Source organism: Gordonibacter pamelaeae (assembly GCF_003340385.1).
GTDB classification, from domain to species: Bacteria; Actinomycetota; Coriobacteriia; order Coriobacteriales; family Eggerthellaceae; genus Gordonibacter; species Gordonibacter pamelaeae.
In genome coordinates, this window is sequence record NZ_PPTS01000002.1 from 407,621 (window position 1) to 432,417 (window position 24,797).

A 24,797-nucleotide genomic window follows, 5' to 3' on the forward strand; every position below is an offset into this window, starting at 1 on the left:
GACCTGCAGCTGTGCTTCGGCTGCACGGAATGCGCGGGTGCAAATCGAACAACAACCTGCCCAACAACATGTGGTGGAACCGCGTGCTGACCGACGGAGGTGACTACCCCGACACCGCAAAAGGCACGTATCCCCAGGTAAGCATGGCTCACTACCCCGTCGGGTGCCAGCATTGCGCAAACCCGGCCTGCGCGAAGGTCTGCCCGGTCGGGGCGACCTGGCGCGACGAGAAGACGGGCATCGTGGTGCAGGACGTCGACAAGTGCATCGGCTGCCGCATGTGCATGGGCGCCTGCCCCTACAGCGCCCGCACGTTCAACTGGGAAGAGCCGGCCTACGCCGTTGACTTCCCCCTGGGCGACTTCGATGCCCCCAAGCACGTTGCCGGCGCGGTGGAGAAGTGCACCTTCTGCGCCAACCGCCTTGCACGCGGCGAAGAGCCCGCCTGCATGGAGCACTGCCCCGGACGAGCGCGGTACTGGGGCGATCTGGACGATCCTGGCAGCGACGTGTCTCGCGCGATCGCAGGACGTCCCACCGTTCGCTTGCTGGAAGACAAAGGCACGGAGCCTTCCGTGTACTACTTGGCGTAAAGGAGTGCCTCAATGACTGAATCGACCACGATCAAACGCTCCTCGACCGCCGTCCTGCTTGGGATATTCGCTGCGTTCGCCCTTGCGGGAACCGCCTGCTTCGTCTTCCAGACCATGCAGGGCCTGCACGTGGCAAACCTGGGCAACGACGTCACCTGGGGCCTCTACATCGTCGGCTTCCTGCTGTTCACCGGCGTTGCCGCAGGATGCTTGCTGTTCGCCTCGGCACCGTTCGTCTTCTCCGGCCTGGAAGCTTACCGCCCCTATGCGCGCGTGGCCTCCTTCGTCGCCGTAGCATACGGATGCTTGTGCGCGGGCCTGTTCATCTTGGTGGATACGGGAAACCCGCTTCGCGCGTTCTCCATCCTGACCAGCTTCCAGATCATGTCCCCCTTGTTCTGGGACACCGTCATCCTGATTGCCTACGTGGCGCTGGGCTGCGCGTTCACCGTCGCGCTCGTCAAAGCGGCCGAAGGCAAGTTGGCCGAAAGCTCCGTGCGCCCCTTGGCGATCGCCGTGTTCGTCGCCGCCCTGCTGGTAACGGTGACCTCGCTGGCATTCGCGCTCCAGGTAGCACGTCCCACCTGGAACAACCCCGGCCTGATGCTCTCGTTCTTCATCGCGGCCGTCGTTGCCGGCGGATCGGTGCTCGTCATCGTGTACGCCATGCTCGACCGCAGCGGCTATCTGCCCATGAGCGCGAAGGTGGCCCGCGGCTTCTCGCGCGCCGTCGCCCTGTTCCTTGTCGCCGAGCTCGCCTTCTCGCTGGCCGAGGCGTTCAGCGGCCTGTACATCGCCGTGGGCGAAGAGGCCGCCGTTGCCGCCTGGCTGACAAGCGGACCGGGAGCACCCTTCTTCTGGATGCAGGCAGCATGCGCCGCAGCCGGCATCGCGCTGCTTCTGCAAAAGTCGCAGCCTCTGCACGTCGCGGGAGCCGCCCTGGCCTTTGCATCCATCTTCCTGGTGAAGTACAACATGCTGCAAGCGCAGCTGCACAACCCGCTGATCGGCTTCGCGGGCCCCGTTGCCGCGCCGGGAGCCCCGGCGGGCGCGTACTTCCCCGCAATGATCGAGTGGGGCGTGGCGCTCGGCATCATCGGCATCGGACTGCTCGCCCTCACGTTGGGCATCTCCAAGCTCAAACTGGGAAAGTAGTCGCGCCCCCCGGGTGCGGATGCCCGCCGCGCGCGCGGCAACCCGCACCCCAGCCAACCCCTCCTCGGGCGGGAAGGCCCTCCCCTCACCCTCCTCCGGCCCTCCCGCCCTTTCCCTTCGTACGAGCAAAGGAGCACCCTCGATGAGCAACGCTGCGACCGGCAACCCGATGCACCCGGACCTTCTGCGGTTCCAAGGATACGCTGATTTCTTCAGGCTGGCGTCGATGTTCTTCCTAAGCCCCTCCGAGGAGCTTGCACAGGGAGTCATCGACGGCAGCGTCTTCGACGACATGCGCGCCATCTTCGAAGACGCCGGCCTCGACCCCTCATGCGCGGCTTTCGCGCACGAGAGCGCGCTCCGTCGGGAAAACCCCACGGCAAGCGAAATGAGAACGGAGCTCCGGCGCGACTACACCGCGTTGTTCACCCATCCCGAACGCCCTCTCGTGGCAATCTGCGAGATGAGGTTTCGGGATGGGCGCGACCGTGCCGAGACGCCCTCCACGCCCTTCCTCAACGAGGCGGCCCTGCATGCCGAGAGCTGCTACCGCGCGGCAGGCCTCTCCCTGGACGGCAGCCGGTCGCGCGAGCCGGGAGACCACCTCGCCATCGAGCTTGAGTTCATGGCCTACCTGAACGCCCGCCTGGCCGAGGCACTCGAGCGCAACGACCTCGACGCGCACCGGCGCTGGGAGGAGGCGCTCTCCGAATTCGAGCCGCACCTGACCAGCTGGGTCCCCGACTTCTTCAGCGCATGCGAGCGCTCGGGGTGCGGCACGGTGTACCCCTGGCTCGGCCGGATAGGGGCGGTCTTCATGGAACGGTATCTCAAGGACCGCGCATAGCGGCAGGGCCCGCCCTGCCTCTGCGCCCCCCGCCAGGGAGGCGCAGAGGCTCCTTAACGGGGGAACCGCACCTCCGGGTAGTAGCATGACAGGCCGTCCGCGCAGGCGGCGGCGCGCTCGGGCGGCACGTCCATGCGCTCGAGGTACTCCTGCTCGTCGGCGCACGCGCGCGCGATCTCCACGTTGCACACGACGGCCTCGATGTCGCGCAGGATGCAGGCCGAGTCGTCCGAGCGGCCCACGATCTTCGCCGCCGCCACGCCGGCGCGCTCCAGACGGTACACGGCGCACAGGCCGCAGGCGGTACGGTGGAACCGCCCGTAGGCCTCGTTGTTCTCGCGTGCGGCACGCGAAAGGCCGCTGCCGCGCCCCACGGTGTAGAACTCCCGATCGGCGTGGCGCACGTCCCAGCAGAGCGCATTGCGGTCCTGGAAGTGGCGGCCCAGGCAGTAGCCGTCCGCGAAGATGCAGCCGTTGCGCATGAGGAACGCCTCCAGCTCCAGGTCGGGCACGGCTTCCGCCAGCGCCTCGATCTCGGCCAGGCCCATGTCGCGCGGCACGATCACGCGCGTGCAGCCGAGCTCGCGGTAGAAGCGGGCGATGTCGGCGTTGTACACGCCGCACATGGTCGACGCCACCACCGCCAGGCCGCTGTCGGCTGCCGGCTCCACGGCCTCCGGCACCGACACGATGACCCCCGCCGCGCCGGCCGCGTGCAGCCGCTCGAAGTAGCCGTATAGGAAATCCAGCTGCTCCTTGGTGTAGGCGTTCGCGTTGAAGGTGACGTAGAGCCTCTTGCCCAGGCCGTGCACCTCGTCCACGATGTCGAGCACCTCGTCGAAGCCGTAGGGGTTCGCCTGACGCTGGAAGCCCGTCATGCGGTTGAGGTCCGCCACGTCGCCGAAGCGCTCATGCCAGGCCGCATCGTGGAAGCCCACGTAGAACTCCTCGCCGCCCGCCTCGGCATAGCGCCCGAGGTACGCCCGGTCGTTCACCGGCACGAGCGGGTTCATCGCGCGCTCCCGGCAGCCGCGAGGGGCATGCAGGCCGCCGCCCCGCCCTGATCGAGCGCGGCCGCCGGACCTTTGCCCGAGCCGAGCGCCGCCGCCGGGTCCCCAGCGGACGCCGCCGCGCAGGCCGCCGCGCGCCCGCACCCCGCCCCTTCCGCCTCCTGGAAGCGCACGGCCGCGGGGCCGTGCTCCACCCGCGCGTCGCGACGCGGCACCAGCACGTCGAACGGCGACACGATCATGCGGAAGTCCTCCCCCTCGCACACGGTGCAGCTGTGGTTCGGAAAGTACACGGCACGGCCGAGCTTCAGCAGCCGCGCGCCGTACGGCAGCCCGTAGCCGATGGCGCAGCGCGTGCATTCCAGCTTGCACGGCGCGTTCGGGCGGAACTTCTCGCGCACGGGGTGGCCGATGCCGGCCAGCTCGCAGACCGAGCCCGTGGACATATAGCAGTAGGGCATGTGCACGCCCACCTCGAGATGCGGCATGTAGCCGCGCAGCTCGGACAGGTCGAGCGCCGCATGCGTGGGGTCGAGCTCCAGCCCCTGCAGCTCGCCCTGGCGGAACAGCTCGGTGACGAGCGCGGGAACGCCCACCGCATGCCGCTCCTCGAAGAGCTCCGCATAGCGCGGGTCGCGCGGCTCCTTCGAGAACAGGCGCCCCGCGTTCAGCGGCAGCCCGTACCGGTCGAGGCAGTACGCCACCATGCCCACGTCGTTCACCGTTATCTCGTCGACGACGCCGCGGTTCGCGCCCACGAGCTCGTCGATGCGGCGGCGCGCCTCGGCCAGGTCCTTCTGGGAGAACACCGGCACCACGAGCGTGGCCGGTATGCCCTCGCGGCGGCAAAGCGAGAACGCCTCGCGCCACACCTGGTCGGGTTGGCGCAGGAAGTACTGGCTGCAGAAGTTGGAGCCGACGTAGAGCCGCCTCACCGAGCGGCGGCCCGCCGCCTGCATGGTGCGCTCCACCATCGTGGAGAGCGTCATGCCGTGCGCACGGGCCGCCGCGGCCACGTCGGCCACGCTGCACGCGGGTATCGATTGCATTGCCGGCTACTGCTCGTTCTCGGCGACGCCCTGGCCGTACTGCTCGCCCTTGCCGTAGCGCTCGCCGGAGGCATACCGCTCGCCCTGCTCGGAGCCTTCGCCGTAGCCCTCGCCGCGGCCGTACTGCTCGCCGGCCTCCTTGCCGGAGCCTTCGCCGTAGCGCTCGCCGGCATGTCCACCTTCACCGGAGCCGTGCCCTTCGCCGTACCCTTCGCCGCTTCGACGGCCCTCGCGGCCGCCCTCGCCCCTGCCGTAATCCTCGCCCTCGCGGCCGCCCTCGCCGTGCCCGTAGCCCTCGCCCTTGCCGTAGCCCTCGTCGCGCGGCTGGCCCTTCAACTCGTCGATCGTGTCTTCCATCATGGCAGACCCCTTTCGTCGTAGAATGCGCGGTTGAAAAAGGCGGCCCCTCGGACCGCCGTCGCGACGCCTCCCGGCGGAGGATGGGCCGGTGGCGCCGCGTTCCCAACATGGTAGCGCGCGCCGGGCGCAGGAGCCGCCGCGCCGGGCGTCCCTTTCCCGCCCGTACTCGCCCCGTCAGCATCCCGAAAACGAGCGGGGCGCCCCCGTTTCCGAGGGCGCCCCGCGAAGCACTTCTCTGGTTGCCGAGCAGGCTACATGCTGAACAGCCCGAACTGCGCGGCCACGTAGGCCACCAAGATCACCACCACCAGCACCGGCGCCACGAACTTGATCATGACCGTCCACGCCTTCTCGGCCTTGAACGGGCTCGAGAGCTTCACTTCCTTCACGATGAGCCCCGGCTTCACGATCCAGCCGATGAACACGCACGTGAGCAGCGCCACGATGGGCATGAGCACCGAGTTCGAGAAGAAGTCGAAGAAGTCCAAAAGCGTGGTGCCCGCGCCCAAGGGCTCGATGAACGACAAGCCGTTGTAGCCCAGGTTCACGAAGATGCCCGCCACCACGACCACGCCGATCACCGTGCCGAGCGCCTTCTTGCGCGACCAGCCCGCGCCGTCCTGGATGATGGAAACGCACGTCTCCGTGAGCGAGATGGCGCTGGTGAGCGCCGCGAACAGCACCAGCAGGAAGAACACGAAGCCCACGACCACGGCCGCGTCGCCCATTCCCGCGAACACTCCGGGCAGCGTGATGAACATGAGCGACGGCCCCGCCGCGCCCGCCACGGCGTCGCCCGAGCCCATGGCCACGAATGCGGCCGGCACGATCATGAGGCCGGCCAGGAACGACACGCCCACGTCGAAGCAGCCGATGCGCGTGACGCTCTGCGTGAGGCTGGACTTGCGGTCGAGGTACGAGCCGTACGTGATCATGATGCCCATGGCCAGCGACAGGCTGTAGAACATCTGCCCGAGCGCCCCGATGACCAGCTCCGGCGAGAACTTGCTGAAGTCGGGCACCAGGTAGTACAGCGCGCCCTCGGCCGCGCCCGGCTGCATGAGCGTGTAGGCCGCGATGGCCACGGCCATGACGATGAGCGCCGGCATCATGATGAGGTTCGCCTTCTCGATGCCGCCCTTCACGCCCAGCGACACCACGATGAACACGATGGCCATGAACAGGAGCATCCACAGGAAGCTCTCGGTGTTGCTGGTGATGAAGCCCGTGAAGAAGTCGCCGCCGTCGGCCAGCGCCTCGGGCCCGTTGATCAGGTAGGCCGCCGCGTACTTCGTCACCCAGCCGCCGATGATGCAGTAGTACGGCGTGATGATGAACGGCACGGCCGAGGCGAGGATGCCGATGAAGGCGTACTTCTTGCCGAACTGCTTGAACGCGCCGATGGCCGACTGCCCCGTCGTGCGCCCGAGCGCCGTCTCCAGGAGCAGCAGCGACACGCCGAACGTGAACACGAGCACCAGGTAAGTGAGCAGGAACGTGCCGCCGCCGTACTTCGCCGCCAGGTACGGGAAGCGCCACATGTTCCCCAGGCCCACGGCGGAAGCGGCTGCGGCCAGGATGAACGCCCATTTGCCCGACCAGGACGAGCGCGCGGGCGTGCCGGTAGAAGACATCGATAACCTCCGTTGTCGATCGATCAATGCAAGGGTGCCCCTGCGCGGACGCGTCCGCGGGAGCCCGGATACGGGGCGCCGCCGAACATTCACCCTCGGCACCACGATCCGAATGCATCATTATAGCGGCAAAACCCCGCCTGGCGACCACGTTTTCGCAGAAGGCGCCGTGTGGGACGCCGGAGCGATCCGGAACGGTCCGGGCCTCCTCCAAAGCCGCCGGGACCCACGCGGCGCATGACGGCCCGCAGACGGTTGGGCAACCCCGCTGTGACCCCTTGCCCCGCAACCCGGGCAAGGCGCTCGCGCCAACGATACTGGTTCCCCTGCAAGCGTATCGGGGCCGCAGCGGCCCCGACCTACCGAAACGGAGGACCCCATGGACCAACCCGGGATCACGTGCATCTCGCGCCGCTCCTTCATTGCCGGCAGCGCGCTCGCGTTCGCCTCGCTCGGCTTCGGCCTTTACGGCTGCGCCGAGCCCGCCGACAACGGCGCCGCGCATGTCAACCGGGGAAAGGCAGCCAAAAGGGCCGACCAGTACTTCGAGAACGGGACCATCGCGACGGTGAACGATCAGGACGACATCGTGGAGGCCCTGGCCGTGAAGGACGGGCGCATCGTGTTCGCCGGCTCGGCGGCCGACGGCCAGGCATACAAGGACGTGGCCGGATCGGTGGTGGACCTCCAGGGCAGTTTCGTGCTGCCGGGCCTCATCGAAGGCCATATCCACTCGGGATCGCCCGACTTCTTCGACTTCAGCCTCGTCGGCCTCTCCACCGCCGAAGAGGAGCTCGCCGCCATCAAGGAGTACGTCGACGCGCATCCCGAGAAGGACACGTACCTGGGCTACGGCTACATGGCCAGCCTCTACCCCGGCGAGGAGCTGGAGAAGGGGCCCAAGAAGGAGCGCCTCGACCAGATCAGCCCCGACAAGCCGCTGCTCGTGTACTCGTTCGACGGCCATGGCGCGTGGCTGAACTCGAAGGCGTTCGCGTACCTCGGCATCACGCCCGACACGCCCTCCACGCCCGGCGGCGCGATCTACAAGGACGCGGACGGCGGACTGTGGGGCACGCTGGCCGACTCCGCCATGTCGCTGACCTCGAAGTACCCCGTCAACCAGGAGAACGTTGCCGACGGGCTGGCCGCGTTTCTGCAGGGCCTCAACGCGTTGGGCTACACGTCCCTCTTCACGCCGCCCGGCAACGGCTTCTTCCCCGTGCCCTACGAGGGCTACCAGGCGCTCGCGGATCGCGACGAGCTCACCATGCGCGTGCGCGGCGCGGGCATCGTCACCAGCTGGCAGACCGACGAGGACCTGGCCAAGCTCGAGGAGCTGAAGAAGAAGTACGACGGCGACGCGCTCAAGGTGATCGCCGGCAAGATATTCGTCGACGGCGTGATGGACAACGAATCGGCCCTGCTGTCCGAGCCCTACACCGACGACCCCTCCAGCTACGGCGAGACCGGCTGGGAGCAGGACGCCCTCAACCAGGCGGTCGCGGCCATCAACCGCACCGGAATGCTCGCGCACATCCACGCCATCGGCGACGAGGCCGTGACGATGGGGCTCGACGCCATCGAGTACGCCGAGCAGAACGTGCCGGACGACGACGAGCGCAACGCCATCACCCACCTGCAGCTCGTGAAGGAGGGCGACGTCCCGCGCTTCGCCGAGCTGGAGGTGACGGCCGTGGCCGACCCCTACTGGCACTTCAAGGAGCCGCAGTACTGGGAATCGAAGGAAAGCCCGGCGCTCGGCGAGCGCGCCGAGAAGATGTACCCGATGAAGTCGTTCGCGGATGCGGGCGCGACGCTCGTCTCCGCCTCCGATTTCCCCGTGACCTCGAACCCCAACCCCTTCTACGCGATGCAGTTCGGCGTGACGCGCAACCTCGTGGACGGCGAGCCCTACGGCGTGCCCAACATCACCGACATGGACGATCCCGCCTACCTGCTGTGGCCCGAAGAGCGCGTTGACATCAAGCGGATGATCCGCAGCTTCACCGCCGACGCCGCCTGGGCCCTGGGCTTGGAAGGCGAGACGGGCACGCTTGAGCCCGGCAAGTCGGCCGACTTCATCGTGGTGGACCAGAACGTCCTCGACGCCGACCCCCTTGCCATCAAGGACACGAAGGTGCTCGCCACCTACCTGCGCGGCGAGAAGATCTTCGACGCCGCGCAGGCTACGGACCCCAAGGAATAGCCCCGCTCCCTCGTTCCGCGCGGGCCCAAAAGGCAAATCTGCGGTTTTGGCGAGGGGTGCGCGAGGCGCTTGGGGGTTCGCGCGGTTTCCACTATCATGGTTGCAGACGAACGTGAGAAGGAGAACCATCCATGTGCGGAATCTGCGGGTTCACCGGGGCTGTCGAGGCCGACCTGCCCATCTTGAAGGCCATGTGCGACGTCATGGCGCATCGCGGCCCGGACGGCGAGGGGCAGTACATAGACGACGGCATCGCGCTCGGGCACCGGAGGCTCTCGCTCATCGACCTCGAGGGCGGCAACCAGCCCATGGTGCGCGCGACCGGCGATCATGCCTCCGCCGTCACCTCCCCCGCGCTCATGCCCGACGGCGCGCCCTGCGCGAGCCCTGAGGCGGCCGCCGCGAAGGGCGACTACGCCATCGTGTTCAACGGCGAGATCTACAACTACCGCGACTTGCGCGCGGAGCTCGAGACCGAGGGCTGGGAGTTCCAGACGAGCTCGGACACCGAGGTGCTGCTCACGGGCTACCTCGCCTGGGGCGAGGGCGTGCTCGACCGCCTGCGCGGCATGTTCGCGTTCGCCATCTGGAACCGCGCCTCCCGCGAGCTCTTCTGCGCGCGCGACTTCTTCGGCATCAAGCCGCTCTACTACACGGTGCAGCAGGGCGCGGCCGGACCGCAGCTCATCTTCGCCTCCGAGATCAAGTGCATCCTGGAGCACCCCGCCTACGAGCGCGCGCTCAACGAGGACGCGCTCGAGCAGTACCTGTGCTTCCAGTTCTCGGCGCTCGACGAGACGTTCTTCAAGGGCATCTTCAAGCTGCCCCCCGCCCACTGCATGACCGTGCGCGCCGACGGCGCCGTCGAGATGCGCCGCTACTGGCGCCCGGAGTACGCCTTCGACGAGGGCCGCAGCCGCGAGGACACCGTGGAGGCCATCGACGCCGCCATGCGCGAGAGCGTGCGCTACCACAACGTGGCCGACGTGGAGGTGGGCTCGTTTTTGTCGAGCGGCATCGACTCCAGCTACATGGCCGCATGCCTGGCCAAGGAGAACCCCGCCATCAAGACGTTCACCGTGGGCTTCGCCGAGTACGAGGGCGGGCGCGACGAGATAACCTGGGCGCGCGAGCTGGCCGACGAGCTGCACATCGCGAACAGCTCCAAGCACATCGGCGAGGAGGAGTACTGGGCGAGCCTGCCGCGCGTGCAGTGGCACATGGACGAGCCCTCGGCCGACCCGAGCGCCGTGGCGCTCTACTTCGTGGACCAGATAGCGGCCGAGCAGGTGAAGGCGGTGCTCTCCGGCGAGGGGGCCGACGAGTTCTTCGGCGGCTACCGCATCTACCAGACGCCGTTCGCGAACGCCAAGCTGTCCTGGGCGCCGAAGGGCCTGCTCAAGGGCGCGTCGAAGGCGGCTCGGGCGCTGGGGGTGCGCGGCGCGAACTACCTTGAGCGCGCGAGCGAGCGGCCCGAGGACTGGTACTACACCAACGCGAACGGCGTTGCGTTCAGCCCCGAGGAGCGCGAGCGTCTGCGCGCGGGCAAGCGCGCGGCGGGAGTGCTGCGCCCAGCGTCCCCCCAGGAGCTCATCGCGCCGGCGTACGCCGAGGTCGCGGGCCTCGACGACACCACGCGCATGCAGTACGTCGACCTGTTCTTCTGGCTCGTGGGCGACATCCTGCTCAAGACCGACAAGATGTCGATGGCGCACTCGCTGGAGAGCCGCGTGCCGTTTTTGGACAAGCGCGTGTTCGAGGTGTCGGCCACCATCCCCACCCGCCTGAAGGCGAACGGCGAGCAGACGAAACTCACGCTGCGCGAGGCCGCCGAGCGCGCCATCCCCAAGGACTGGGCGCAGAAGGAGAAACTGGGCTTCCCCGTGCCCGTGGTGAACTGGCTGCGCCAGGAGCGCTATTACGACGAGATCAAGGCGTGGTTCACGGGCGATATCGCCGCCAAGTTCTTCGACACCGGCGAGCTCGTGCGCCTGCTCGACGAGCACAAGGCCGGCGCCGACCGCTCCCGCAAGATCTGGATCGTCTACATGTTCCTCATGTGGTACAAGATCTACTTCGTGGACCAGAAGGCCCCGGAGAAGCCGGCGGCGTAGCGAAAGAAGAAGCGCCTCGCGGTTCGCGAGGCGCTTCCCATTGGCGGATGAGTGCGAGGTCCGGCGCCCCTTCGATCGCCCGACCGGAGGGGCGCCGGTGCGCCCTTTGCCGCAGGAAACGCCCCGCGGGTGCGGGGCGTTTCCTGCGGCTCCTACGCTCCTGTGGGGGCCAGGTCCTCGGGGTCCAGGTCGACGCCCAGCTCGCGTCGCCTGACGTCCGCGTCATATTGGGCCAGCTCCTCTTTCGTGCGGCCCTTCCACGCAGGCTCGATGCCGGCGCGCTTCTCGGCCGCTTGCGCCACCAGGCCGGGCACGATATAGGCGGCCCAGCACACCACGGCGCCCCACAGGTTCACGCCGAGGAAGTTCGCGTACGATCCGTCGCCGACGTTCATGAAGGCGAGCGCGGCCGGCGCCACCGTGTCCACGATGCCCAGCGCCATGCCTATCCAGAAGGCCAGCTGGAAGCCCACCTTCGTCGGCTTCACCACGCCGTGCATCAGGAAGATGGGGCCCAGGCCCATGATCATGGTGCCCGAGATGGTGGTGGCTGCGATGATATCGGCGCCCATGATCATGGGCAGGTTGCCCACGATGCCGAAGATGATCATGAACACGATGCCGATGATGCGCGGGTTCATCTTGGGCGTGCGGCCCAGGATGCCCGGCAGGTCGCGCGCCGTGAGCTTCGCCAGCGAGCTGAACGTGGAGTCCAGCGTGGAGCCGGCGGTGGCAATCATGATGACGGCCATCATGAAGAACGCCACAATGCCCAGGCTCTGCGCCACCACGACCGGCGCGCTGGAACCGGCGATGCTCATGCCGTCGAGGTAGGCGTGCACGCCGATGAGCGAGAACAGCACGATGGCCACGAAGCCCAGAAGGCCCGCCACCGTGAAGCTCTTGAGCATCTTCCTCTCCTCGCAGATGAAGCCGCGGTCGGTGAGCACGGCATCGTGGAAGCCGTACGACAGGCACTGCAGGCCCGCGCCTATGATGAAGTCCACGCCGCCCCCGAGCGTCCACGTGCCGGACGTCGCAAAATCCGACAGGTCGTGCATCGGCACCACCCACACGAGCACGGCGATGAGCAGCACCGCGAACAGGATGGCCTGCGCCACGTCGGTGATGATGGAGCCGCGCATGCCGCCCCAGCAGCAATAACCCACGGTGATGGCCGTGAACAGCAGCGCCGCGATGACGAACGGCGCCGAGCCGGACGCGCCGTAGTACGCGCCCACGACCGACGTGTTAGACCACACCTCGTTGAACAGGCGCACCAGTATGGCGGCAGAGAAGCAGAACGCGGCCGCGATGCCGTAGTGCTCGGTGAGGAAGCTGATCATGCCCGTAGCCTTGAACTTGCGGCGCAGGCGGTACAGCGCCCAGCCGGTCAGCGGGATGCACAGCCAGTACATGGCGTAGCCGATGCCGCCCACGATGCCGAAGTTCGCGCCCATGTTGGCGGCGTTCGTGACCGACTTCGCGAAGATCCACGCAATGAAGATGGAGGCGGTGATCATCCACGGGTTGGCGGCGCGGCCCTGCTTGTCCTCGCCTTTGAAGAACCCGCCCAGGCTGACGGTCTTCGGCGAGAGCAGGAACATCACGATGCCGTACATGATGAGGAATCCCCAGAAGAAGATCCCGGTGGTCGAATCCATGCAGCCGTCCCCTTACGTACGATCGCTTAACTTGATTGATGCTAGTATTAGATTATATCTACTAATATGGTATGTCAACTAGAAAGATGGCCCGGCGGCCGGCGAAGCGGGCGGCGTCGCGCAAGCCAGGCGGCGGCGCGGCGGGGGCTATCCCCGCACGATGGTGCCGCCGCAGCTCGAGCCGCTGCCGGCCGTGCAGGCGTAGCAGTGGTTGCGGAAGCGTATGGGGCGCGCGAGCGGCAGCGCAGGGTCGGCCGCGTAGTCGAACACCGTGCGGTCGCCGCCGTCCTCGCGGCGCACGGGCAGGCCGAGCGCCTGGTTGAAGTCGCAGTCGTACACGCGCCCGTCCCAGCCCACGGACAGCTGGCGGCGGCACATCATCCCGTCGCACGCCTGTTGGTTGAAGCTGTCGATGAGCAGGTTCAGGTAGCCGTCGAACGCTCCGGTGTCGATGAGGTGCGCACCGTAACGCCCGATAGGGTTGTTCGCAACGGCGAACAGGTGGTCGAACGACACGCCCAGCGCGGCCAACCGGCGGCGATACACGGCCTCGAGCTCGGCCTGGTCGGGCGGAAGCACGGGCCATTGCGGGTTGAACACCAGGTCCAGCACGTGCTCGCCGTCGCGGCCGTAGCCGCGCGCGTTCAGCTCCCGCAGCACCTCGATGCTCGGGTCGAACGTGCCGCCGCCGCGCTGCTGCTCGGCCTGCGCGTCGTGCACGTTGGGCAGCGACGCCACCACCTCCACGCCCAAGCGGGCGTACAGGTCCATGAGCGGCCGGTACGCAGGGTCGCGCAGGATCACGAGGTTCGTGCGCACCATGACGCGGGCGACCCCGGAGGCGCGCTCGACGAACCAGGCGAAGTCGGGATGCAGCTCGGGCGCGCCGCCCGTCACGTCTACCGTGTCGATGCCGGGGCGCGCGGCCACGGCCAGCACGGCCTCGAGCACGGCGCGGTCGGCGGCCTCGGTGCGGTGCGGGCCGGACTCCACATGGCAGTGGGCGCAGGCCAGGTTGCAGCGGGCCGTGACGTTGACCTGGATCGTAGACGGCTCGCCCGCCGTATGCAGACAGGAGGAATCGTCCACGACGTCCTCGAAGTACACGAGCCCGGCCAGTGCCAGCTCCACGTCGTCCTTCGTGGCGCGCGAGCGCCGCGGCGGGGCGTCGGTGCGGGCGGACGGGCCGCGGCGAAAGCCGCCGAGCAGCGCGTCCTCCAGCCGGTCGTCCGCGCCGTCCACGATACGGCTGCGGTACGACACGGCTGCCGGGCTGGCCGCCGGCCACAGGCCGTCGAACCAGGCGAGGTAGGCGTCGCGGTCGTAGCGCACCGGCACGGCCTCCACGTGGAGGCCGTCGCGTTCGGCGCCGAACAGCGCGTCCGGGTGCGGCGCAGCCGCCACGCGCACGGTCAGGCCGAAATGCTGCCCGGCGAAGTTCGGCAGGCCGGCTGCCCCGTTGTTCACCACGAGCCCGCGCGCGAGCGAGAGCGCCGCAGGCGCGCATGTGTGCGTAGTGGCTAACACGTCCACGTCGTTGGCAGCCATCCATCGGTCGAGCTCGTCCTGGCGCAGCACGTCCTGCAGCGACTCGCGCGAGCAGGCCCAGCCGCCTATCAGCTGCTCGTCGCCATGCGTGACGGCCACCTTCCTGCCCGCAACGCCCACCGTGCAGGTTGCGGGCCGGCCGGCCAGCGGCTCCTTGAGTTCGGGATGCGCATCCACGGCCTCGGACAGCTTCTTGTGGATGCGGTTCGAGCGGCTCACCGCATCGTCGCCCGTGCAGTCCGGGTAGGCGCATCCGCACCCCACGCCCACGTCCACCTGGCGGCGCAGCTCGGCCTCCACGTTGCCCACGAGCGGCGTGTAGCGCGCCGCCCGCCGTTCCAGCGCGGCGAAGTTCTCGGCCGTCTTGTCGAACCAGTGCAGGTCGCCGTTCAGCACGACGCGCACGTCGCCCTGCTCGGCCGCCACCAGGCGGTCCACCGCGTCGAGCGCGAACGGGTTGCCGTACAGGCCTCCCACCACGTACAGCACGTCGCACGCAACCTCGGGGCCGCCAGCGAAGGCGTCGGGGGCCAAGCGGTAGTCGACCGGGCAGACCCGGCCTGCATCCTTGAACACCCGGCGCACCTGGCCGGACACGGAGCATGACGACATGGGAGCGCGTCCTTTCTCGCTGCGGTTCTCGTTACTATAGGATTATATCCAATAATCGCGGAATGCCAACGATAGGTTGGCGAAAACAGGGCGCTCGGCTAGGCGAGCTTCGAAGCGTCCACCGCCACCAGATGGCCGTGCTCGTCCTCGAACACGCACAGGGCCCCGTCGCGGCTCTCGTACAGGTTGCGGAACCGTGCGAACCGCGCGCGCTGCGGGCGCTCGGCGCACTCGCCGGCCTCATCGGGCGCATCCCCGCCGCAAGCCGCCGGCTCGCCCGCCACGAGTTCCGGCTCCGGTTCCGGTTCCGGTTCCGGTTCCGGTTCCGGTTCCGGTTCCGGTTCCGGTTCCGGTTCCGGTTCCGGTTCCGGTTCCGGTTCCGGTTCCGGTTCCGGTTCTGGTTCTGGTTCTGGTTCTGGTTCTGGTTCTGGTTCTGGTTCTGGTTCTGGTTCTGGTTCTGGTTCTGGTTCTGGTTCTGGTTCTGGTTCTGGTTCTGGGAAAGGCTCGCACGGGGAAGGCGTGCCAAGGGTGGCGATTTCCGCCACCGGCACGTCAAACGATGGTTCCGGCGCCGGCTCGGGATCGAAAAGCGGCTCGCCCGCCTCCTCGCAATCATCCACCGCGGCCTCCGTGCGCACCGCCCGCACCTCGACGGCATGCGCCAACGACGGCACGGCAATCGGAAGCTCGGTGGTCGAGCGGAACGCAAGCTCCTCGACGGGCTCTTGCGGGTCGAACGTGTCGGCATCGGCATCCGCCGTCTCGCCCACGGCCAGCGCGGCCTCTGCCAGGCCGCCCTCGACTATCTCTACGCCCGATGCCATCACGCGGTTCTCGGGCGGAGCCGGATCGATGTCCAGGCGCGTGGCCAGCGACAAGTTCGATTGGGCTATCGACACCAGCTCGGCGCCCAGCTCGGCGCCTTCGGCACCCTTGGATTGGAGCTCCCTGCCTATGTCGAGCACCCGCCCCCACGAGAGCGCGTCCAGATCCTCTTTCAGCGACGCGACCTTGTCGGCCTCGCGGGCGATGCGCTTCTCTGGCGTGTTACCGAACAGCATGGCTTCCTTTTACCGAACAGGTGGTTGATACAAGCGTTCGTCCAGTATAGCACGCATCCCGATCCGGCGAGGCTCCTCGCCCGGGCGCAGCGGAACAGGACCGCTAGTAGATCACGCGCCAGAACACGAGGCCCTGCGCGGGAGCGTTCTCGCCGGCCGCCTGCCGGTCGCGCGCTTCCAGCACCTCGCCCACCCACGACGAGGGGCGCTGGCCCTTCCCCACCATCACGAGCGTGCCCACGATAGTGCGCACCATGGAGTGCAGGAAGGCGTTGCCCACCACCTTGATGGCCAGGATGTTCTCGCCAAGCACCGTCTCGGGATGAAACGATATCTCGCGCACGTTGCGGTTCGTGGGCTTGCCCACGGCCGATGCCGCCATGCAGAAGCTCTTGAAGTCGTGCTCGCCCAGCAGGTACTGGGCCCCGGCCTCCATGGCCGACACGTCCAACCCGCCCGGCACGAACCACGAGAAGTCCTTCATGAAGATGGGCGCCGTGCTGTCCACGCACAGGTGGTAGTGGTACTCGCGCGCCTGGGCGTCGAAGCGGGCCGAGAAGCCCTTCTGCTTCGGCTCCACCTCGCGCACCGTGATGGCGTCGTTCGTGAGCGCGTTGAGCGAGCGGCGCAGGCTGGGCAGCGAGCGCCCGGCGATGTCGACGTCGTCCACGTCGAAGCTCACCACCTGGCCGAGCGCATGGACGCCCGCATCGGTGCGGCCGGCGCACGTCGTTTCGATGGGCCGGCGGAACAGCAGCTCGAGGGCCGCCTCCACGTCGCCCTGCACGGTGAGCTGGCCGGGCTGCCGAGCGAACCCGGAAAAGGGAGCGCCGTTGTACGAGAGGGTGAGCGCGAGGGTGTGCTCGCGCACCGGGCGCTCTCCGTCGGCGGCGGCAAGAGCTCCCGCAGCGGATCCGGCAGGGCGCGTCTGGGTATGTTGAGTAGTCTGAGTCATGATGCGCTCCATCATAAACGAAACCGGCCGCCCTGCGAAGCGCGACCGGTTTCCGCTTGCCAAACTGTAATGAAACGCCGCGGCGGGCGGCCCTCCCCTACGACGCGCGGCTCCACACCGGGCGGCCGAACAGGTCCTGAATCTCCGAGAGCATGATCTGGGAGCGGGCGTCCACCGTCACCGGCAGCTCGGCGCGGAACTTGCGGCCGTCGCCCTGGCTCACGAACAGCACCACGCCGTCGCGGCCCGGATAGGACTTCAGGATGCGGTTCAAGCGCTGCGACGTGGCCTGGTTGAAGTCGGCGGACGACACCTTCAGCTCCAGATGCGACGGGCGCGCGTCAGCCTCGTTCAGCTCGATGGCCTCCACCTCGAAGGCCATGATCTGGTTGCCGCGGTCGCTGTGCTCGAACTTGCCCTTGATCTTGACGATGGCATCCTCCTGGATGGCCTCGGCGTTCTCGTCGTACTTGAAGCAGATGCACTCGATGTGCCCCGTCGTGTCCTCCAGCGTGAACGTGGCCATCTTCGTGCCGCGCTTCGTGAGCTTCGTCACCACGGTGGATATCATGCCCACGAACGTGGCGGACTTGATCTCCTTCGTGCGCTCGGCCAGGTCTCCCAGCTGGAACTTCGTCATGCGGGCGATGGTGCCCTCGTATGGGCGCAGCGGATGGTCCGAGACGTAGATCTTCATGATCTCCTTCTCGTAGGACAGAAGCTGGCGCTTGGGCCACTCCACGCCGTCGGGCTCGGGCACCTCCTCCTCGAATCCGGAGTCGGGATCGTCGCCGAACAGGTCGAACATGGACACCTGTCCGCGGTCGCGGTCCTTCTGGCGCTTCGACGCGCTTTCCAGCAGCGGCGTCTCGTCCACGAAGTACATGAGCTGTTTGCGCGTGTAGCCGGTGGAGTCGAACGCCCCGCCCTTGATGAGCGCCTCGAGCGTCTTGCGGTTGTAGCACTTCGCATCCAGGCGGTTCACGAAGTCGTGCAGGCTCGTGTACGGGCCGTTGGCCTCGCGCTCCTCGATGATGGCCTCGGCCACGTTCGCGCCCACGCCGCGCACGCCCACCAGGCCGAAGCGGATGCCGTCGTCGGTGGGCGTGAACTCCGCGTTCGAGGAGTTGATGTCCGGCGGCAGCACGGGCGTGCCGTTGTGGTTGCAGCTGGCAATGTAGCGAATCAGGCGGTCGGTGTTGCCCATGTAGGACGACAGCACGGCGGCCATGAAGTCGTTCGGGTAATGCGCCTTCAGGTACGCCGTGCGCATGACCAGGATGGCGTAGGCGGCGGAGTGCGATTTGTTGAACGCGTACTTCGCGAACTTCTCGGCATCCTCCCAGATCTGCTTGGCGATGGCCAGCGAGAAGCCGTTCTCCACGGCGCCCGTGTTCCAGTCCTCCTGCAGGGCGCGCATGACGTCGAGCTTCTTCTTGCCCATGGCCTTGCGCAGCTTGTCGGCCTTGCCGGCGGAGAAGCCGCTCATGGCCATGGAGATCTGCATGATCTGCTCTTGGTAGACCATGGTGCCGTACGTCTCCTCCAAGATGGGGCGGAGACGGTCGTCGTAGTAGTGTATCTGGGTCTTGCCGCTGGCCACCTTGACGTAGTCGTCGACCATGCCGGACTCCAGCGGGCCCGGACGGTTGAGCGCGATGGAGGCGACGATGTCGGAGAAGCGCGTGGGGGGCAGGCGGGCGAACAGGCTCACGTACAGCGCACCCTCCACCTGGAACAGGCCGTCCATGTTGCCGGACTGCATGAGTTTGAACGCGGCCTCGTCGTCGATCGGGATCTCCTCGGGGACCACCTTCGTGCCGAAGCGCTGCTCGACGTTGCGGCACGCGATGGAGAGCACGTCGAGCGTGCGCAAGCCCAGGAAGTCCATCTTCAGCAGGCCGAGCTCCGGCGTGTAGTGGCCGTCGTACTGGGTGATGATGCCGCCGCCCTTGGTGTCGCGCTTCATGGGAACGTGGTCGGCCATGGGGTCGCGGCAGATGATGGTGGCGCACGCGTGCACGCCCTCGCCGCGCACGTGGCCCTCGATGGACTTCGCGGCGTCGATGACGGCCTTGACGTCCTCCTCGGTCTCGTACGCCTTCTTGAGGTCGGGGTTCGTGGCGAGCGCCTTGTCGATGGTGATGCCCAGCTCGTCGCCGATGAGCTTGCAGATGCGGTCGCCCGTGTTGTACGGGTAGTCCAGCACGCGCGCGGCGTCGCGCACGGCGTTCTTGGCCTGCAGGGTGCCGAACGTGATGACCTGGGACACATGGTCCTCGCCGTACACGTCCTTGATGTGGTTGATGACCTCTTCGCGGCGGCCCTGCTCGAAGTCGACGTCGATATCGGGCATCTCCACGCGCTCGGGCGAGAGGAAGCGCTCGAACAGCAGGCCGTTGGACAGCGGGTCGAGCGCGGTGATGTCCATGGCGTAGGCCACGATGGCGCCTGCGGCCGAGCCGCGGCCCGGCCCCACGCCGATGCCCTGGCTGCGCGCCCACTCGATGTACTCCTGCACGATGAGGAAGTACGCCGGGAAGCCCTGCTGGATGATGATGCCCATCTCGTAGTCGGCGCGCTCCTGCGCCTCTTGCGGCACCGGGCTGCCATAGTGCTTGACCAGGCCCTCCTGCACGCGGCGGCGGAAGTAGCTCTCCTCGGTCTCGCCTTCGGGCAAGGGGAAGCGCGGGAGGATGGAGTCGCGCTCCAGCACCACGTCCACCTTCTCGGCCACCTCCACCGTGGTGTCGCAGGCCTCAGGGAAGTCCTTCAGCGCCTCGCGCATCTCCTCCTCGGACTTCATGTAGAACTCGTCGTTCGAGAACCGCATGCGCTTCTCGTCGTTCACGGCAGCGCCCTGGGCCACGCACAACATGTAGTCCTGGGCCTTCGCGTCCTCCTTCGTGAGGTAGTGGAAGTCGTTCGTGGCGATGGTCTTCAGGCCGGCGGCGCGGGCCACGTCGGTGAGCATGTGGTTGAGCTCGGTCTGCGTGAACCCGGCGTCGGTGCGGATGCCCTGGTTCTGGAGCTCGATGTAGAAGTCGCCCGGCTCGAAGCAGCTGGCGAACTTGTTGGCCCACGCCACGGCGTCGTCGAACTGGCGGTTGTCGAGCAGCTTCGGGATGATGCCGGCGATGCAGGCCGACGAGCCGATGATGCCCTTGCCGTACTTCTGCAGCATGGAGAACGTGGTGCGGGGCTTGTAGTAGAAGTTGTCGACGTGCGACTCGCTGACCAGCTTCACCAGGTTGTGGTAGCCCTCGTTCGTCTTGGCCAGCAGAAGCAGGTGGTAGAGCTTCGGCTTGCCGTCGCGCTTGAGCTCCTCGTCGGTGGTGAAGTACACCTCGCAGCCGTAGATGGGCTTGACGCGCTTGCCGGTCTCCTCCTCCACCTTGTCGCACATCTCGCACAGCTGCGGCACGCCCGACATCACGCCGTGGTCGGAGATGGCCACGGCCGGCATGCCGAGGTCGGCTGCGCGCTTGACCATGTCGTAGATGTGCGTATGCCCGTCGAGCAGGGAATACTCGGTATGGTTGTGCAGGTGGACGAATGCCATATCTTGTGCCTCTAATCAGTCAGAAATGCGCTTGGTGGGGTGTCCGGGGTGTATGCGCGCGGTGTCATGGTGTCGTTGACATTCTAGCAGCATTGGCCGACGGGCGCCGCCCACAAACAGCGAACAAACGATGATTTTTGCGCGGATGCGCGAGCCGGCGCGCAGCCGGCGGCGTTGCCTTATAATCATCGTGCGGCAACACGAGGGCGTGCGGCGAGGACGCGCGCACGAAAGGAGACGAACCATGATCGACTACCCCCTGCTTGCGAAGGACCGCGAGCTTTCCGCCGACGAGGCGCTCGAGGTGCTGGAGGAGGGCGAGTTCTGCGTCGTGTCCACGGTGGACGCCGACGGCATGCCCTACGGCGTGCCGCTGTCCTACGTGATGCTGGACGGCGCGCTGTGCTTCCACACCACGAACAAGGCGGGGCACAAGCTTGACAACTTCGCGCGCGACGGGCGCGCGTGCGTGACGGTGGCCACCGAGGTGGAGGCCTGCTACGAGGACGACTTCTTCACCACGCGCTTCGCGTCGGTCATCGCGCGCGGGCGCGTGCGCCGGGTGGAGGACGGCGCCGCGATGCGCAAGGTGCTGGTGGCGCTGTGCATGAAGTACCTGCCCGAGTACAAGGACAAGATCGGCGAGGGCATCGCCCGCGAGATCGACGACACCGCCATCTGGGCCGTGGACCTGGAGGAAGTGCGCGGCAAGGGCGCCCGGCGCCTCCCCCGCTGAACTGTGGGCAACGTAGAAGAGCCTTGATCCCGCCCGAGGCGCGATCAAGGCCGCTCCCTCACCCTTCGACTACCTCGTTCTCGTTCACAAGCACCACGTCGCTCGTACCCGCCGCATGCGCCCGCAGCTCTTTCGAGAACCCCGTCCTCGAGAACAGTCCGAACAGGGGCGGCGCGTCGAACGGTCCGGGCACGGATTCCGCCTTGACGCGCAGCACCTCGAAGTCCCCCATCGAGACAGGCTCGCGCTCGCGGTACTTGCACTCGCCGAAGAAGCAGCGGCCGGAGGAATTGTCGACCGCCCCCACGTCGATCTCGACCGACCCTCGCCTGTTCCAGTACGAGCCGATGCGACTCGGAGCGAAGTCGATCTGGCCCGCCGCGCAGAGATCCGCGAACGCCTGGCGCGACACCGTCTCGAACACGAAGGGTACGAAGTTGCTCTGGAACGTCCTCTCAACCGCCTCGAGACTCGGCCGCATGTTCCCCATTTCCAATTCCCCCGTGAACGGCTGCACGTAGCGGAACCAGAAGTCCACGAACGTGTCGCAGATGTAGTAGAGGCCCGATTTGCTGCGCTCGGGATACTTCTCCGTGAACGGCACGCGCCGCTCTATGAAGCCGAGTCCGGCGAGTGTTTTGAGGTAGGGGGACATCTCGCCCGTCTTCCTGCCGAGCATCCCCGCGATATCCGACTGCCTCCGATTGCCCGCCGACACGGCCCTCAAGATGGATAGGTAGTTCATAGGATCGCGTATATCCTCGTCGAGGAGGAATCGCGGCTCCTCATACAAAAATCCCGAGGTGGAGAACACGTTCTCCTTGACACACTCCTCGAACCGGTCGATGGGCTCGAAGAACTCGAAGTACTTGGGCACGCCGCCGGTGAGCGCGAACAAATCGACAAGATCCGAGAACCCGTATTCCGGGAAACCAGAGGCCATCTCGGAGAAGCGCATGGGCTTGAGGCGAATCTGAGCCGTGCGCCTTCCGTAGAGGGGGCTGTCGTGGGAGAGCGCCACATCCCGCATCATATGCACAGAGGAGCCGCAGATCACAAGCATGACGTTGGCGTCTCGCAGCAGCTCGTCCCATGCGTATTGCAGGACGGAGGGAAAGGCGGGGTTGCCCTTCACCAAATACGGCAGCTCGTCGATGACCAGCACCTTGCGCTCCGATGCCTCATGGTCGGCGAAGGCTTTGAACAGAGGGCGCCAGTCTGTGTAGTTCCCCTCTTTGAGAGCTGGCTGGCCGACGAAATCTGCCATGTCCCCGGCGAAGCGGCGGATGTTCAGCGCCTCCGCCTCGCGGGACGCGAGGAAGTAGAGGGCGGGTTTGCCCTTGATGAACTCCTTTATGAGCGTGGTCTTCCCCACGCGACGACGCCCGTAGAGCACGACGAATCCGCTTTTGCGCTCGTACTGCTTTTCGAGAACCGCCAACTCGCTTCGGCGACCAATGAAGCTCTCCATAGGTGCTCCTAAGATAATCGTACTTATAATAATCTTAATTATCTTATCATGAGCACCAGAATGCAAGCCTTGGTCGGAAAACACACCCGCTGGGCACTTCGGCCTTCACCTTGACCGGGCCCTCCCGGTGTAGTAACCTGCGGGCCAACCCCATAGAACCGTCTGCCGCCGGGTAGACCAACGCAAGCATGCGCGCCCTCGTCGTTAGGCCTTAGAAGACGAGGGAGGCCGCATGCTTTTCTCGTTAAGGAGGACGAATGAAGAAGCTCGTTGCAGAGAACTCGTTCTGGGAGCTGTTCCCCGACGCGGCCATCGGCATCCTGGCGGTGCGCGACATGAGGCCGGCCGCCGAGGTGCCGCCCGAGGACGCGGCCGCCGTCGCGCGGCTTTTGCGCGACGCGAACGAGCAGGCGAACCGCCACCTGACCAGCAACACCATCTCCGAGAACGAGGCCGTGCGCGTATGGCGCGAGACGTACCGGATGTTCAAGACGAAGAAGGGGGCGCGCTGCTCCATCGAGAACCTGCTCAAGCGCGTGCTCAAGGGCAACCCGGTGGGCTCCATCACGCCGTCGGTGGACGTGTACAACGCCATCTCGCTCAAGTACGCCCTTCCGGTGGGCGGCGAGGACCTGGACTCACTCGCCGGCGACCTGCGCCTGGGCGTCACCGAGGGCGGCGATGCGTTTCTGCCGCTCGGCGAAGACGCCGAGGACCCCACACTGCCGGGCGAGCTCTGCTACCGCGACGACGAGGGGGCCGTGTGCCGCTGCTGGAACTGGCGCGACGGCCAGCGCACGGCGCTCACGGACGACTCCGCGAACGCCATCCTGGTCGTGGAATGCGTCGACCCGGCCCGCCGCGCCGACCTCGAGGCCGCCCTGGACGAGTTCGCCGCCCTCATGGAGCGCTACCTGGGGGCGTCCATCGAGGTGCGCGCCGTGGTGGACCGCGCGCACCCAGAGCTGGTCATCGAGCCGTAGCGCCCCGCCTGCGGTTCAAGCCTGCGAGAGCGGGGTGCCGGGCGGGCTGAAGGCGGGCACGGCATCGGGGTTCTCGCTCAGGCGCTCGGCGAAGCGGTTCTCCATGATACGGTTGCGCTCGCCCCAGGTGGCACCCGTCACAGCGTCGATAACCTCGTCGATCTCGTCGGGCGTGGGGGTCGCCAGCTTCTGGCTCAGCGCGCGGTCGTCACGATCTTCCATATCCTTCCTTTCGAACACAGGGAGCCGGCACGCGGCCGGCTCCCCGAACAAGCTCCGAACCCCTGGACAGCGCCTAGGCGACGGGCGCCTCCTTCGGTGCGGGGGCGCCGTCCGTCCCGGGCGCCTTCTCCTTCACCAGCAGCCCGGCCAGGCCACCGGCGGCCGGATCGGACAGGAACGCCACGATGACGATGGTCGGCCAGAACTGCAGGCACAGGCTCACGAAACGGTCGAACAGGTTCGTGCCCATCATCTGCCCCGTCATGGTGCTCATGGCCTCCACCTCGCCCACGCCCGTCATGAACGCCGTCATGACGATGCCCAGCACGAACATGATGAGCGTGCTGAAGAACACGTTCTGGATGAGCCGGAACGCCACGCTGCCCGGCTTGGCGTCGTAGTACACGGCGCACGCCGCGGCGATGCGCGCCAGCGGGAGCACCGCCGTGACCACGAACGAGGTGACGAACGCCACGCCGAAGCTCATCAGGTAGAACATAGGATCGATGTGCGGCATGCCCTGCATGATGGTCAGGCACAGGCACAGCACCGCCGCCACGATGAGCGAGAAGAACAGGCCGTACACGATGTAGTACTTCTTGGAATGCATATCCGCCCCTTGTCCGCGGGCCCGCGCACGGCGGGCCCGCTCAGATCAGGAAAGCTCCTTTACGCCACCACGAACAGCGTCTTCTGCTTCACGTCCATGCGCTGGGACAGCTCGTCGAGCGGCCCGAACTCCAGGCACTGCGACTGGCAGTGCTGCACGCAGGTGGGCACCTTGCCCAGGCCCCGGCGCGCGGCGCAGGTATCGCACTGCTTCGTGGGGATGGGCAGGTAGCTGAACTGCCAGTTCTCGTCGGCCTCGTCGCCGATGGCCCACGGGCCGATCTTCACCACTTTGATGCCGGTCTCGCCCACTGGCAGGCCGTGCTCCATCTGGCAGGCCACTTCGCAGCTGTGGCAGCCCGAGCACCACTGCGCATCGGCCAGGATTCCGTACTTAGCCATG

General features: G+C 67.0%; 20 protein-coding genes. 7 read left to right on the top strand and 13 right to left on the bottom strand.

The features are described 5' to 3' along the window. Nucleotides 1-29: 29 nt before the first annotated feature. From C1877_RS04400 to C1877_RS04410, 3 genes are all read left to right on the top strand, one after another. Complete coding sequence (locus C1877_RS04400; protein WP_015540384.1) at nt 30-593, top strand: 4Fe-4S dicluster domain-containing protein; 564 nt, start codon at nt 30-32, stop codon at nt 591-593. 12 nt (nt 594-605) lie between these two features. After that, entirely contained in the window at nt 606-1,748 is a 1,143-nt protein-coding gene (nrfD, locus tag C1877_RS04405) for an NrfD/PsrC family molybdoenzyme membrane anchor subunit (RefSeq protein ID WP_114568486.1), read from the top strand. Between the two features lie 142 nt (nt 1,749-1,890). Further along, nucleotides 1,891-2,595 (top strand): TorD/DmsD family molecular chaperone, encoded by a 705-nt coding sequence (locus C1877_RS04410; protein ID WP_015540386.1) that lies wholly within the window; start codon nt 1,891-1,893, stop codon nt 2,593-2,595. A 53-nt stretch (nt 2,596-2,648) separates the two neighbouring features. Here C1877_RS04410 and C1877_RS04415 read toward each other — a convergent pair whose 3' ends face one another. The 4 genes from C1877_RS04415 to C1877_RS04430 form a co-directional block, all read right to left on the bottom strand. After that, nucleotides 2,649-3,608: a peptidase U32 family protein gene (locus tag C1877_RS04415; RefSeq protein ID WP_015540387.1), complete on the bottom strand. Its 960-nt coding sequence runs from the start codon at nt 3,606-3,608 to the stop codon at nt 2,649-2,651. Further along, nucleotides 3,605-4,654 (bottom strand): hypothetical protein, encoded by a 1,050-nt coding sequence (locus C1877_RS04420; protein WP_114568487.1) that lies wholly within the window; start codon nt 4,652-4,654, stop codon nt 3,605-3,607. Before C1877_RS04420 ends, C1877_RS04415 begins: the two co-directional genes overlap by 4 nt. A 6-nt stretch (nt 4,655-4,660) precedes the next feature. After that, complete coding sequence (locus C1877_RS15880; RefSeq protein WP_015540388.1) at nt 4,661-5,014, bottom strand: hypothetical protein; 354 nt, start codon at nt 5,012-5,014, stop codon at nt 4,661-4,663. 251 nt (nt 5,015-5,265) lie between these two features. Then, nucleotides 5,266-6,648, bottom strand: coding sequence for a sodium-dependent transporter (locus C1877_RS04430; RefSeq protein WP_015540389.1), 1,383 nt, complete (start codon nt 6,646-6,648; stop codon nt 5,266-5,268). A gap of 379 nt (nt 6,649-7,027) precedes the next feature. On the opposite strand from C1877_RS04430, the gene C1877_RS04435 reads away from it, so the two are divergent. Beyond that, nucleotides 7,028-8,857 (top strand): amidohydrolase, encoded by a 1,830-nt coding sequence (locus C1877_RS04435; RefSeq protein WP_015540390.1) that lies wholly within the window; start codon nt 7,028-7,030, stop codon nt 8,855-8,857. Between the two features lie 131 nt (nt 8,858-8,988). Beyond that, entirely contained in the window at nt 8,989-10,971 is a 1,983-nt protein-coding gene (gene asnB, locus C1877_RS04440; protein ID WP_114568488.1) for an asparagine synthase (glutamine-hydrolyzing), read from the top strand. 152 nt (nt 10,972-11,123) lie between these two features. On the opposite strand, the gene C1877_RS04445 is transcribed toward asnB, so the two are convergent. The 5 genes from C1877_RS04445 to dnaE all read right to left on the bottom strand — a co-directional run bounded on the left by C1877_RS04445 (nt 11,124) and on the right by dnaE (nt 20,373). Then, nucleotides 11,124-12,635 carry an SLC5/6 family protein gene (locus C1877_RS04445; protein WP_220149893.1) on the bottom strand — a complete coding sequence of 504 codons (1,512 nt, stop codon included), beginning with the start codon at nt 12,633-12,635 and terminating at the stop codon, nt 11,124-11,126. A 147-nt stretch (nt 12,636-12,782) separates the two neighbouring features. Then, nucleotides 12,783-14,795, bottom strand: a complete 2,013-nt coding sequence (gene arsS, locus C1877_RS04450) for an arsenosugar biosynthesis radical SAM (seleno)protein ArsS (protein WP_220149894.1) — start codon at nt 14,793-14,795, stop codon at nt 12,783-12,785. Between the two features lie 98 nt (nt 14,796-14,893). After that, nucleotides 14,894-15,856 (bottom strand): hypothetical protein, encoded by a 963-nt coding sequence (locus C1877_RS15435; protein ID WP_220149895.1) that lies wholly within the window; start codon nt 15,854-15,856, stop codon nt 14,894-14,896. A gap of 103 nt (nt 15,857-15,959) precedes the next feature. After that, nucleotides 15,960-16,811 carry a tRNA pseudouridine(38-40) synthase TruA gene (gene truA / locus C1877_RS04460; protein ID WP_114568565.1) on the bottom strand — a complete coding sequence of 284 codons (852 nt, stop codon included), beginning with the start codon at nt 16,809-16,811 and terminating at the stop codon, nt 15,960-15,962. A 97-nt stretch (nt 16,812-16,908) separates the two neighbouring features. Beyond that, nucleotides 16,909-20,373 (bottom strand): DNA polymerase III subunit alpha, encoded by a 3,465-nt coding sequence (dnaE, locus tag C1877_RS04465; RefSeq protein ID WP_015540397.1) that lies wholly within the window; start codon nt 20,371-20,373, stop codon nt 16,909-16,911. A gap of 244 nt (nt 20,374-20,617) precedes the next feature. Here dnaE and C1877_RS04470 point away from each other — a divergent pair, with 244 nt between their 5' ends. Then, a complete protein-coding gene (locus C1877_RS04470; protein WP_015540398.1) occupies nt 20,618-21,109 on the top strand; it encodes a pyridoxamine 5'-phosphate oxidase family protein in 492 nt (163 codons plus the stop codon). A gap of 58 nt (nt 21,110-21,167) precedes the next feature. Here the strand turns inward: C1877_RS04470 and C1877_RS04475 are convergent, their stop codons facing one another. Beyond that, entirely contained in the window at nt 21,168-22,580 is a 1,413-nt protein-coding gene (locus C1877_RS04475; RefSeq protein ID WP_114568490.1) for an ATP-binding protein, read from the bottom strand. Nucleotides 22,581-22,837: 257 nt separating this feature from the next. On the opposite strand from C1877_RS04475, the gene C1877_RS04480 reads away from it, so the two are divergent. After that, a complete protein-coding gene (locus C1877_RS04480) occupies nt 22,838-23,563 on the top strand; it encodes a B3/B4 domain-containing protein (RefSeq protein ID WP_015540400.1) in 726 nt (241 codons plus the stop codon). Between the two features lie 15 nt (nt 23,564-23,578). Here the strand turns inward: C1877_RS04480 and C1877_RS04485 are convergent, their stop codons facing one another. The 3 genes from C1877_RS04485 to C1877_RS04495 form a co-directional block, all read right to left on the bottom strand. Continuing rightward, nucleotides 23,579-23,785 (bottom strand): hypothetical protein, encoded by a 207-nt coding sequence (locus C1877_RS04485; RefSeq protein ID WP_041239750.1) that lies wholly within the window; start codon nt 23,783-23,785, stop codon nt 23,579-23,581. A gap of 73 nt (nt 23,786-23,858) precedes the next feature. Next, entirely contained in the window at nt 23,859-24,395 is a 537-nt protein-coding gene (locus C1877_RS04490; protein ID WP_015540401.1) for a hypothetical protein, read from the bottom strand. Between the two features lie 59 nt (nt 24,396-24,454). After that, nucleotides 24,455-24,796, bottom strand: coding sequence for a 4Fe-4S dicluster domain-containing protein (locus C1877_RS04495; protein ID WP_114568491.1), 342 nt, complete (start codon nt 24,794-24,796; stop codon nt 24,455-24,457). Nucleotide 24,797: the final 1 nt, after the last annotated feature.